10 protein-coding genes are annotated in these 12,108 nt (G+C 64.7%); 8 read left to right on the top strand and 2 right to left on the bottom strand.

Annotated elements, in window-relative coordinates:
• The first annotated feature begins 1 nt into the window (after position 1).
• The 8 genes from GPJ75_RS05915 (at position 2) to GPJ75_RS05880 (ending at position 8,919) form a co-directional block, all read left to right on the top strand.
• Positions 2–1,090 (top strand): ABC transporter ATP-binding protein, encoded by a 1,089-nt coding sequence (locus GPJ75_RS05915; protein ID WP_163266101.1) that lies wholly within the window; start codon positions 2–4, stop codon positions 1,088–1,090.
• 104 nt (positions 1,091–1,194) lie between these two features.
• Positions 1,195–1,944 carry a sugar phosphate isomerase/epimerase family protein gene (locus GPJ75_RS05910; RefSeq protein WP_163266098.1) on the top strand — a complete coding sequence of 250 codons (750 nt, stop codon included), beginning with the start codon at positions 1,195–1,197 and terminating at the stop codon, positions 1,942–1,944.
• A gap of 72 nt (positions 1,945–2,016) precedes the next feature.
• A complete protein-coding gene (locus GPJ75_RS05905) occupies positions 2,017–3,165 on the top strand; it encodes a Gfo/Idh/MocA family protein (RefSeq protein ID WP_163266096.1) in 1,149 nt (382 codons plus the stop codon).
• Complete coding sequence (mgrA, locus tag GPJ75_RS05900) at positions 3,162–4,208, top strand: L-glyceraldehyde 3-phosphate reductase (RefSeq protein ID WP_163266094.1); 1,047 nt, start codon at positions 3,162–3,164, stop codon at positions 4,206–4,208. Before GPJ75_RS05905 ends, mgrA begins: the two co-directional genes overlap by 4 nt.
• Complete coding sequence (locus tag GPJ75_RS05895) at positions 4,205–5,809, top strand: glycoside hydrolase family 43 protein (RefSeq protein WP_163266092.1); 1,605 nt, start codon at positions 4,205–4,207, stop codon at positions 5,807–5,809. Before mgrA ends, GPJ75_RS05895 begins: the two co-directional genes overlap by 4 nt.
• Positions 5,809–6,657, top strand: a complete 849-nt coding sequence (locus tag GPJ75_RS05890) for a TolB family protein (RefSeq protein WP_163266090.1) — start codon at positions 5,809–5,811, stop codon at positions 6,655–6,657. Before GPJ75_RS05895 ends, GPJ75_RS05890 begins: the two co-directional genes overlap by 1 nt.
• 1 nt (position 6,658) lies before the next feature.
• Positions 6,659–7,720 carry a sugar phosphate isomerase/epimerase family protein gene (locus GPJ75_RS05885; protein WP_163266088.1) on the top strand — a complete coding sequence of 354 codons (1,062 nt, stop codon included), beginning with the start codon at positions 6,659–6,661 and terminating at the stop codon, positions 7,718–7,720.
• An 11-nt stretch (positions 7,721–7,731) separates the two neighbouring features.
• Positions 7,732–8,919 (top strand): Gfo/Idh/MocA family protein, encoded by a 1,188-nt coding sequence (locus GPJ75_RS05880; RefSeq protein WP_163266086.1) that lies wholly within the window; start codon positions 7,732–7,734, stop codon positions 8,917–8,919.
• Between the two features lie 29 nt (positions 8,920–8,948).
• On the opposite strand, the gene GPJ75_RS05875 is transcribed toward GPJ75_RS05880, so the two are convergent.
• A complete protein-coding gene (locus tag GPJ75_RS05875; RefSeq protein WP_163266084.1) occupies positions 8,949–9,374 on the bottom strand; it encodes a universal stress protein in 426 nt (141 codons plus the stop codon).
• Positions 9,375–9,385: 11 nt separating this feature from the next.
• Positions 9,386–12,067, bottom strand: coding sequence for a TRAP transporter permease (locus tag GPJ75_RS05870; RefSeq protein ID WP_163266082.1), 2,682 nt, complete (start codon positions 12,065–12,067; stop codon positions 9,386–9,388).
• Positions 12,068–12,108 lie beyond the last annotated feature (41 nt).

Raw genomic sequence — 12,108 nt, 5'->3', positions numbered from 1 at the left:
CATGGCCAGTGTCTCGGTTAGGAATCTCGACCTCAGCTTCGGCGACGTGAAGGTTCTGCAGAACTTGAACCTCGACATCGAGAAGGGCGAGTTCCTGGTGCTCCTCGGCTCGTCGGGCTGTGGCAAGTCCACGCTGCTCAACTGCATCGCCGGCCTTCTCGACATCACCGACGGGCAGATCTTCATCAGCGAGCACAACGTCACCTGGGAGCAGCCGAAGGACCGCGGCATCGGCATGGTGTTCCAGTCCTACGCGCTCTACCCGCAGATGACGGTGGAAGGAAACCTCGCCTTCGGCCTGAAGAACGCCCGCGTGCCGAGGGATGAGATCAAGAAACGCATCGCCCGCGCCGCCCAACTCCTGCACATCGAGCCGCTCTTGAAGCGCAAGCCGGCGCAGCTTTCGGGCGGTCAGCGCCAGCGTGTGGCCATCGGCCGGGCGCTTGTGCGGGATGTGGACGTCTTCCTGTTCGACGAACCGTTGTCGAACCTCGACGCCAAGCTGAGGGCCGAACTCCGCGTGGAGATCAAGCGCCTGCACCATGAGCTCGAGAACACCACCATGATCTACGTCACCCACGACCAGATCGAGGCCATGACGCTCGCCGACCGCATCGCCATCATGCGCGCCGGCGCCATCCAGCAGCTCGCCGATCCCGCCACCATCTACAACAAGCCCTACAACAAATACGTCGCCGGCTTCATCGGCTCACCCAGCATCAACTTCATCGACGGCACACTGGAGGCGGCGAGCGATCCTGTCTTCAAGGCGGGCGAGACGAAGGTCGACCTTTCCCGCTATGCCTTCTCCGGCAACGGGCCGAAACCCGGTCCGGTCACCTTCGGCATCCGGCCGGAGCATATTTTCATGGATAAGGCTGCCGTTGACGAGCCCTTCAGGGCCAACGTGGAGGTCGACGTCGTCGAGCCCATGGGTGCCGACACGCTCGTGTGGTCGAAGCTCAACGGCCACGAACTGCGCTTCCGCGTCGACGGTCAGACGCCGCTGAAGAAAGGCGACCGTGTGAAGGTCGGCTTCGATCCGGCGCGGGCGTCCATTTTCGACGCCGAGACGGAAATGCGGCTTTGAAGATGATGATTGGCGATGGGGGGACCTTCGCCGCCTGAACGGCGACACGCGACCGTTGGTATTAACCGGGCGTCCGTCAGGGGCGCCGAATTGTGGAGAGATTCATGACCAGCTTTTCCTACCAGCTCTATTCCTCCCGAGAGTTCCCGCCCCTTCCCGACACCCTTAAGATGCTCAAGTCCCTGGGCTACGCTCAGGTTGAAGGCTACGGCGGTGTCTACGGCGACATCCCAGCCCTCAAGTCGGCGCTCTCCGAGGCCGGCCTCGTCATGGCTTCCGGCCATTTCGGGCTCGACATGCTGGAAAATGAGCCGGACAAGGCGATCGAGATCGCCCGTACCGTGGGCATGAAGGCCGCCTATTGCCCGTTTCTCGCTCCCGACCAACGCCCCGCGGACGCCGCCGGCTATGCCCGCCTCGGCGAGCGGCTGCAGAAGGCGGGTGAGCCACTGGTGAAGGCCGGCCTCGTCTTCGGCTGGCACAACCACGACTTCGAGTTCCGGGCGCTGCCGGACGGCGCCATCCCCCAAGCCGAGATCTTCAAGGGCGGGCCGGACCTTTCCTGGGAGGCCGACATCGCCTGGATCGTGCGCGGCGGCGCCGACCCGCTCGCCTGGATCGACAGCCATGGTGACCGCATCTCGGCCGTCCACGTCAAGGACATCGCGCCGGCGGGCGAGAATGCCGACGAGGACGGCTGGGCCGATGTCGGCACGGGCACCATGGACTGGAAAGCGATCATGGACACCGTGCGGGGGAAGACAAAGGCCGAGCTCTTCATCATGGAACACGACAAGCCGAGCGACCACGAGCGCTTCGCGCGCCGATCGATCGAGAACGCGAGCAAGTTTTGAAACGGTAGAAGATGCATTTGGACCGCTGGTGGGGCGGGGCCCGCCAGCGGTCAAGTCAACGAGGTATTGAGCATGTCCAAGAAACTAGGAGTAGGCGTCATCGGCTGCGGCAACATCTCCGCGGCCTATATGCGGCTTTCGCCGCTCTTCCGCGGCATCGAGATCCGCGCCTGTGCCGATATGAATCCCGAGGCCGCGCGCCTGCGCGCCGAGGAGTTCAACCTGCGCCAGGAGACGGTGGATGGGTTGCTTCAGGCCGACGACATCGACATCGTCGTCAACCTGACGATCCCCGCCGCGCACTACGAGGTGTCGAAGAAGGCGATCGAGGCGGGCAAGCACGTCTATTCGGAAAAGCCCTTTGTGCTCTCCGTGGAGGAAGGCAAGGCGCTGGCCACGCTCGCCGCCGAAAAAGGCGTGCGCGTGGGCTCTGCCCCCGACACATTCCTGGGCGGCGCGCATCAGCTCGCCCGCCATATCGTCGACAGCGGGTCCATCGGCAAGGTCGTCAGCGGCACCTGCCACGTGATGAGCCACGGCATGGAGCACTGGCATCCCAACCCGGACTTCTTCTTCAAGTCCGGCGCCGGCCCCGTGCTCGACATCGGCCCCTACTACATCACCAACCTGATCCAGCTCATCGGCCCGGTGAAGCGGGTCGCCGCGCTGGCCTCCATCCCGACAAAGGAACGCGTCATCCTGTCGGAGCCGCGCAAGGGCGAGAACATCGACGTCGAGACGCCCACCACCATCCACGCCATCATGGAGTTTGCGAGCGGCGCCATCGTCACGCTGGGCGCGAGCTGGGACGTCTGGCATCATAAGCACGCGAATATGGAGCTGTACGGCGAGAAGGGCTCGCTGCACGTTCCCGATCCCAACTTTTTCGGCGGCGACCTCGTCGTCACCGACGAGGTGGAAATCGTCGACGAGCCGCAATGGGAGCACCCGCTGGGCGTCGCCAACCAGGAAGGCAAGGACGGCAAGGGACTGGCCAACTATCGCGCCGCCGGCCTTGCGGACATGGCCATCGGCATCCTGGAAGGCCGCCCGCACCGCTGCTCGCTGGAGATGTCGCTTCACGCCATCGACGTGATGACGTCCATCCTGAAATCCGGCGAGACCGGCGGCTTCGTCGACCTGACGACGACCTGCGAGCGGCCCGCCGCCCTCGATGTCGAGGCGGCGCGCGCATTGCTGGCGGAAAAGGAGTTTGCATGAACTGGCAGCCAGCCGAGAACCGCTACGAGAAAATGCACTACCGGCGTTGCGGCCGATCCGGGCTGAAGCTGCCGGCGATCTCGCTCGGGCTTTGGCACAATTTCGGCCACGACCGTCCGCATGGGTTGAAGCAGGCGATCTGCCGCAAGGCGTTCGATCTGGGGATCACCCATTTCGACCTCGCCAACAATTACGGCCCTCCGCCCGGCACGGCGGAGGAGGCCTTCGGCCAGATTCTGCGTGAAGATTTCGCCGGCTACCGTGACCAGCTCATCATCTCCTCCAAGGCCGGCTACGGCATGTGGCCCGGTCCTTACGGGGAATGGGGCAGCCGCAAATATCTGGTGGCGAGCTGCGACCAGAGCCTTAAGCGGCTTGGCCTCGACTATGTCGACATCTTCTATTCCCACCGCTTCGATCCGGACACGCCGCTCGAGGAGACCATGATGGCGCTCGACCACATCGTGCGCTCGGGCCGCGCGCTCTACGCCGGCATCTCCTCCTACAATTCTGAGCGCACGCGCGAGGCCGCCGCCATCCTCAAGGAGCTCGGCACACCCTGCCTCATCCACCAGCCGAGCTACTCCATGATCAACCGCTGGGTGGAGGAGGACAAGCTGCTCGACACGCTGGATGATCTCGGCATCGGCTCCATCGTCTTCTCGCCGCTGGCGCAAGGCATGCTGACGGACAAGTATCTCGGCGGCATCCCCGAGGAGAGCCGCGCCGCGCAGGGCAAATCGCTCAGACAGGAATTCCTCAACGAGAAGACTATTTCCAACATCTCGGCCTTGAACGACATCGCCAAGCGCCGCGGGCAAACACTGGCGCAGATGGCCCTTGCATGGGTCCTGCGCGGCGGGCGGGTGACCACGGCGCTGATCGGCGCCAGCCGGCCCGAGCAGGTGGAAGACTGCGTGCGGGCGCTCGACAATCCGGATTTCACGCAAGAGGAGCTGGCCGAGATCGACAAATACGCCCGCGAGGCCGACATCAACCTGTGGGCGGCGTCGGCCGAGCGCAAGGGACCCCCAAGGAAATGATCGTCAATCCCATCCTGCCCGGCTTCAATCCCGACCCGTCCATCTGCAGGGTGGGCGAGGACTATTACATCGCCACCTCCACCTTCGAGTGGTATCCGGGCGTTCAGATCCACCATTCCCGCGATCTCGTGAACTGGCGCCTTATCAAGCGCCCGCTGGAGCGCGCCAGCCAGCTCGACATGCGCGGCAATCCCGATTCCGGCGGCATCTGGGCGCCGTGCCTTTCCCATGCCGACGGGCTGTTCTGGCTGGTCTACACGGACGTCAAACGCCTCGACGGCAATTTCAAGGACGCGCACAACTACATCGTCACCGCGCCTTCCATCGAGGGGCCGTGGTCCGACCCCGTTTATGTGAATTCCTCCGGCTTCGACCCCTCGCTCTTCCACGATGACGACGGCCGCAAATGGTTCCTCAACATGGTGTGGAACCACCGCTCCAACTCCATCGGCGGCAGCCCCAAGCACCCCGCCTTCGCAGGCATCCTGCTCCAAGAGTTCGACCCCAAGGCGGGCAAGCTCGTCGGCGAGGTCAAGAATGTCTTCGCCGGGAGCGAGCACGGCCTCGTCGAGGGGCCGCACCTCTTCAAGCGCGACGGTTGGTACTATATGACGGTGGCCGAGGGCGGCACCGGCTACGGCCACGCCGTCACCATGGCGCGCTCGCGCAAGATCGACGGTCCTTACGAGCTGCATCCGGACACCCATCTCTTCACCTCCAAGGACGCGCCGGACGCTGAATTGCAGCGCTCCGGCCACGGCCAGGTGGTGGAGACCCCGGACGGGGCGGTCTATCACACGCATCTGTGCTCGCGCCCGCTTCCCGGCATTCGCCGTTCCCCGCTCGGCCGCGAGACGGCGATCCAGAAATGCGTGTGGAAGGAGGATGGCTGGCTCTATCCGCAGAGCGGGAACCCGGTGCCGGAGGTGCGCGTTCCCGCCCCCTTCGATGTCGAACCGTCGCCACCGAAGGCGGTCGAACGCGTCTTCGACGGCGACAGCCTGCCGGACGAGTTCCAGTGGCTGCGCACGCCGCAGCCCGAACGCATCTTCACCCTCACCGGCACCGCGCTCAGGCTCATAGGCCGCGAATCCATCGGCAGTTGGTTCGAGCAGGCGCTGGTCGCACGCCGGCAGGAGCATTGGCATTACCGTGCGGAAACGCAGCTCGACTTCCGCCCGACCACCTACCAGCAGGCCGCCGGCCTCACCGCCTATTACAACCGCCACAAATTCCATTTCCTTGGCCTGACCTGGCATGAGACGGCCGGCCGTTCGCTCACCATCCTGAGCTGCCCTGGCGAATGGCCGGACGGGCGTCTCAAATTCCCGCTGGAGGCGCCGATCCCGCTGCCGGCGGAAGGGCCAGTGAGCCTTGCCGCCGAGGTGAAGGAAGCGGAGCTGCAGTTCTTCTACAAAACCGGCGGCGACTGGCAGGCCGTTGGCCCTGTGCTCGACGCCAGCGTGATCTCCGACGAGGGTGGGCGCGGCGAGCACGCCTCGTTCACCGGCGCCTTTGTCGGCATGATGTGCTTCGATACGAGTGGCAGCGCGCTTCCCGCCGACTTCACCCGCTTCACCTATGTTCCGGAGCCTGGCTGATGGCTAGTTTTCTGGAGGTCTACGATTGCCGGACCGGGCAGAGTAATGTCTTATATAAGACAGAAGACATGATCGAAGCGCCGAACTGGTCACCCGACGGCCGCTTCCTCGTCTTCAACGGCGGCGGCCTTCTCTACCGGCTCGATATCGCCGAGGGCGCCACGCCGCGGCGGATCGATACCGGCTTCGCCGTCAACTGCAACAACGACCACGGCATTTCGCCCGACGGCACCATGCTCGCCATCAGCGACAAGACCGAGACTGGCGTTTCCTGCATCTACACACTGCCCATCGAGGGCGGCACACCCCGCCGCGTGACAGAGCAGGTGCCCTCCTGGTGGCACGGCTGGTCGCCCGACGGAAAGCGCCTTGCCTACACGGCCAAACGTGGCGAGGCCTTCGACATCTACACGATCGATCTCGAGGGCGGGGCCGAAACCCGGCTGACCGATGGTAGAGGCCACAACGACGGCCCCGACTACGCGCCCGATGGCGAGTGGATCTGGTTCAATTCGAGCCGCAGCGGCACCATGCAGCTCTGGCGCATCCGCACCGATGGCAGCGGACTGGAGCAGATGACCGACGACGAGCGGGTGAACTGGTTTCCCCATCCCGCGCCCGACGGCCGCACCGTGCTCTATCTGTCTTATGGGCCGGGCGTCGAAGGCCATCCGCGCGACCACGATGTGGAGCTGCGGCTGATGGACGCCGAGGGCGGCAATTGCCGCACCGTGGTCGAGCTCTTCGGCGGGCAGGGCTCGATCAACGTGCCCTGCTGGGCGCCCGATGCGGGTGCCTTTGCCTATATCCGCTATTCGCGCGACAGCGCATCTCAGAAGGGAGGTTGAAATGCCTAAGACGATGAAGGGACCAGCGATCTTTCTGGCACAGTTCGCAGGCGACGAGGCACCGTTCAACACGCTGCCGAACATCGCCCGCTGGGCCGCCGGCCACGGCTACAAGGGTATCCAGATTCCAAGCTGGGACGGACGGCTGTTCGACGTTAAAAAGGCAGCCGAATCGAAGGATTACTGCGACGAGGTGAAAGGCATCTGCACTGAGGCCGGTGTCGAGATCACCGAGCTTTCGACGCATTTGCAGGGGCAGCTTGTCGCCGTCCATCCCGCATACGACATCCCCTTCGATGGCTTCGCGCCGGAAAGCGTCCATAACAATCCCAAGGCCCGCCAGGAATGGGCCGTGGAGCAGATGAAGTTCGGGGCAAAAGCCTCGCGGAATCTGGGGCTCGACGTGAGCGTTTCCTTTAGCGGCGCGCTCGCCTTCCCCTATCTCTATCCCTGGCCGCAGCGCCCGGAAGGGCTGATCGACGAGGCCTTCGGCGAGCTTGCCCGCCGCTGGAACCCGATCCTCGATGCCTATGAGGATTCCGGTGTTGACGTCGCCTACGAGTTGCATCCGGGCGAGGACCTGTTCGACGGCGCCACCTTCGAGATGTTTCTGGAGAAGGTCGGCGGCCACAAGCGCTGCATGATCAACTACGATCCCTCGCACTTCCTGCTGCAACAGCTCGACTACCTCGCCTTCATCGACATCTACCACGAGCGCATCTCCGCCTTCCACGTGAAGGATGCCGAGTTCAATCCAGACGGGCGCCAGGGCGTCTATTCGGGCTATCAGGGCTGGGTGAACCGCGCCGGCCGCTTCCGCTCACTCGGCGACGGGCAGGTGGATTTCGTCGGCATCTTCTCGAAGCTCGCCCAGTACGACTACGACTCCTGGGCGGTGCTCGAATGGGAGTGCGCACTGAAGCATCCCGAGCAGGGGGCGGCGGAAGGCGCGCCGTTCATCGCCGATCACATCATCCAAGTCACCGAGAAGGCGTTCGACGATTTCGCCGGTGGTGAGACCGACACGGCCAAGCTCAGGAAGATGCTCGGCATTTCGCAATAAGGGAGGCAGACATGGTTTCCGCATCCGCAAGTACATCCGCCGCAAGCACCATCCGCCTCGGCATGGTGGGCGGCGGCCAGGGCGCGTTCATTGGCGCCGTGCATCGCATGGCCGCCCGGCTCGACGGGCACTACACGCTCCTCGCCGGCGCGCTGTCGTCCGATCCCGAGCGGGCGAAGGCGTCGGCCGCCGAGCTCGGCCTCGATCCGGACCGCTCCTACGGCAGCTTCGAGGAGATGGCGCAAAAGGAGGCCGCGCGCGAGGACGGCATCGAGGCCGTCAGCATCGTAACGCCCAACCACATGCACTATCCGGCGGCGAAGGTTTTCCTGGAGGCCGGCATCCACGTCATCTGCGACAAGCCGCTGACGTCGAGCCTCGAGGACGCCAAGGCGCTGGTGCAGGCGGTGGAGAAGAGCGGCAAGCTCTTCGTGCTCACCCACAACTACTCCGGCTATCCGATGATCCGCCAGGCGCGGCAGATGGTGAGCGAGGGCACGTTGGGCGAGATCGTGCTGGTGCAGGCCGAATACCCGCAGGACTGGCTGGCCGAGCCGATCGAGGAGACGGGCCAGAAGCAGGCCTCGTGGCGCACCGACCCGGCGCGCTCCGGCGCCGGTGGGGCCATCGGCGATATCGGCACCCATGCCTATCAGCTCGCCACGTTCGTGACGGGCCTGAAGGCGGAGAGTGTTGCCGCCGACCTCGACAGCTTCGTCTCCGGCCGGCGGCTCGACGACAACGCCCATGTCATGCTGCGCTTCGGCGCCAGGGACGGGCGGCAGGCCAAAGGCACGATCTGGGTGAGCCAGGTGGCGCCGGGCAACGAGAACGGGCTGAAGCTCAGGGTCTACGGCACCAAGGGCGGGCTTGAATGGGTGCAGGCCGACCCGAACTACCTCTGGTACACACCTCTGGGTGAGCCGAAGCGGCTGATCACGCGCGGCGGCGCCGGGGCGAACGAGGCGGCAGCCGGTGTCACCCGCATTCCGGGCGGCCACCCGGAGGGTTATCTGGAAGCCTTCGCCACGCTCTATACGGAAGCCGCAGGCGCAATCGGTGCGCTACGCGGTGGAGCAAAGCCGGAGGGCCTGGTGCTGCCGACGGTGAAGGACGGGCTGGACGGCATGCGCTTCATCCACGCCTGCGTGGCCTCCTCGCAGGCCAACGCGGCCTGGACGCGGCTCGATGCCGTTTAGGACGGAAGGAATACGGTAGGGGCTTGCCCCTACCGTACCACCAGCACCGAAATCCCGGCATGGCGGACGACGCGGGCGGCGTTGGGGCCTATGAGGTAGTCCTCGGGGCCCGGCCGCATCGCCGAGAGCACGATGAGATCGGCCTTGACGATGCCCGCATAGCGCAGGATCTCGCGGTAAATCGAGCCGTGGCCGACGATGTGGCGGTACTTGATGTCGGCGGGCACGTGCTCCTTGGTGAACTTGTGCAGCGCCTCGTTGGCGTGGTCGATGGCCTCCTGCTCGTGCTCCTTGGGAAAGAAGCCGCCGACGATGGACATGCCGTAGTCGGGCACCACCGTCATCACGTGCAGGCGGCTGCCGAAGTTGCGGGCATAGTCGACGGCCGTCTGGAGCGTGCGCACCTCGCTTTCGGCATGGCCGAGATCGATGGAAACGAGAATGTCCTTGTACATGATCTATCTCCTCACGCGGCGGCCGGTTTCGGCTTCGGATTGCCGGCCAGGGTGCCCCCGCGACGGCGCTGCAGGAAGGCCACAAGCGCCAGGATGAGAAGTGCCGGGATGTAGAACACCTGGCGCGGCATGCGCTCGGCGGTCACTTCCACGGCGGTGATCTGCACCGGCTCTTCGGCATAGAAGTCCATGTTCGACAACGTCCGGCCGGCGAGGCTGTTCATATCGAGCGGCTCGTCCAGGATGGTGGTGCCGTTCTCGATGCGCACGGGCAGGCCGATGGCCTCCTCGAAGCGCTCTTCGCCGCTGGCACCTGCCTCGCCCAGGCTGAAGGCCATTGTGCGCTCCAGCATCTGGTCGGGGTTGTCGAAGTCAGGACCGCGAATGACGAGACGCACCTGCGCGTCGTCCGGCTCGCCCTCGACCACCTCGAAGATCCGCTGCGGCTCCACCTGGTCGAATGGCGGCTGCACGAGGTCGAGGAAGAAGCCCGGCCGCAAGAGCATGAAGGTGACGAGCAGCAGGGCGGCCGACTCCCACATGCGCGACTTCACCATGAAGAAGCCTTGAGTGGCGGCGGCGAAGATAAGCATCGCCACCGTTGCCAGGCAGAACACCCAGATGGCGCCGAGGAAGCCGACGTCGATCAGGAGTAGGTCGGTGTTGAAGACGAAGATGAAGGGGAGCAGCACCGTCCTCAGCGAGTAAAAGAAGGCCGTAAAGCCAGTCTTCAGCGGGTCGCCTCCCGAGACCGCGGCGGCGGCGAACGAGGCAAGCCCCACCGGCGGTGTCACGTCGGCCATGATGCCGAAATAGAAGACGAACATGTGGGCGGCGATGAGCGGGATCAAAACGCCGTTGGCTGCACCCAGTTGCACGATAACCGGCGCCATGAGCGAGGAGACGACGATGTAGTTCGCCGTCGTCGGCAGGCCCATGCCAAGCACCAGGCTGATGAGCGCGGTGAAGACGAGGATCAGGAAGATGTTGCCGCCCGATAGGAACTCCACGAATTCGGCCATCACCTGGCCGATACCCGTCAGCGTGACCGTGCCGACGATGATACCGGCGGCGGCGGTGGCACAGGCGATACCGATCATATTGCGCGCGCCGGTGATCAGGCCGGCGATGAGATCGGAAAAGCCCTCGGCGAAGGCGGCGCGCTGCTCGGGCAGCTGCAGTCCCCGGAAAACGGCCTTCATCGGCTTCTGGGTGAGGATGATGAAGATGAGCAAGAGCACCGCGTAGAAGGCCGACAGGCCGGGCGAGGACCGCTCGATCATCAGGAACCAGATGAGGACGACGAGGGGTAAGAGATAGTGCAGGCCGGTCTTCAGGACATCCACCGGGATCGGCAGTTCGACGACCGGAGCGTTCGGGTCGTCAAGTTCCAGGTCGGGCGCGCGGGCGGCAAACCAGACGAGCCCCACATAGACGCCGAGCATAGCCAGGATAAGCACCGGCCCGGAAATGCCGGGGATCAGCCAGCGCACGAAGCCGATGCCGTAATAGATGACGCCGGCGAGGATGAGGATCGAGGCGATGGTGATGCCGGCGCGCAGCAGTGCGATCGTTACCGGATGCGTCTGGCGCTTTGGCAACATCGGCATGTCGTTCTTCACCGCTTCCAGATGCACCACGTAGAGAAGGGCGATGTAGGAGATCACCGCCGGCAGGAAGGCGTGCTTGATGACCTGGAGGTAGGGGATGCCGACATATTCGACCATCAGGAAGGCGGCCGCGCCCATGACGGGCGGCATGATCTGGCCGTTGACGGAACTTGCCACCTCGACGGAGCCGGCGCGCTCCGGGCTGAAGCCGACTCTCTTCATGAGGGGGATGGTGAAGGTGCCGGTGGTGACGACGTTGGCGATGGAGGAGCCGGAGATGAGGCCTGTCATCATCGAAGCGAGGACGGCCGCCTTGGCAGGCCCGCCACGCAGATGGCCGAGCAACGCGAAGGCGAGCTTGATGAAGAAATTGCCTGCACCCGCCCGGTCGAGCATCGAGCCGAACAGCACGAACAGGAAGACGAAGGCCGACGAGACACCGAGCGCAACGCCGAACACGCCGTTGGGCGAGAGCCACATCTGGTCCATTGCGCGCGGGAAGGAGGCGCCGCCCCAACGGATGATGTCCGGAACCAGGGTCGAGGAGCCGAAGAAGACATAGGCGAGGAAGACGATCGCCACGATCATCAGCGGGGGGCCGAGCGCACGGCGGGTGGCTTCCATGAGGAGCACCATGCCCATGCCGGCGACGATCAAATCCTGGGTTATGGGCAGGCCGGGCCGGCGGGCAAGGTCGCGATAGAAAACGAAGACATAAAGCGCGCAGGCCGCCGCCAGCAGCGCCAGCACCCAGTCAAGCTTGGGAATGCGGTCGCGCGGGCTGCGGGGGAACGCCGGGAATGCCATGTAGGCAAGGAAGAGGCCGAAGGCCAGGTGGATGGCGCGCGTCTGCGCGTCGTTGAGGACGAGGCCGAACCCCGTCAGGCTCGACAGCATGTAGGGCAGCGGCGAGGCGATGTAGAGCTGGAAGAGCGACCAGCAGAGCGCCACGGCTGCAATGATAGTGCCCGAGGTTCCGGCAGGATCGCGCGCGCCCGTATCGGTAGAAGCGACGAGATCCTGCAGTTCATCACCGGAAAGCTGCGTTTGCGCGCCCGTGGCGCCCTTGGTGTCGTCAGCCATTCGTTGTCCCCCTCGAGACAGTTATCGTTCTTGCGCGCCCC

This window comes from Chelativorans alearensis (assembly GCF_010993735.1).
GTDB classification, from domain to species: domain Bacteria; phylum Pseudomonadota; class Alphaproteobacteria; order Rhizobiales; family Rhizobiaceae; genus Chelativorans; species Chelativorans alearense.
The sequence above is the reverse complement of the archived record's forward strand: the minus strand, read 5'-3'. Positions and strand labels throughout refer to the sequence as shown.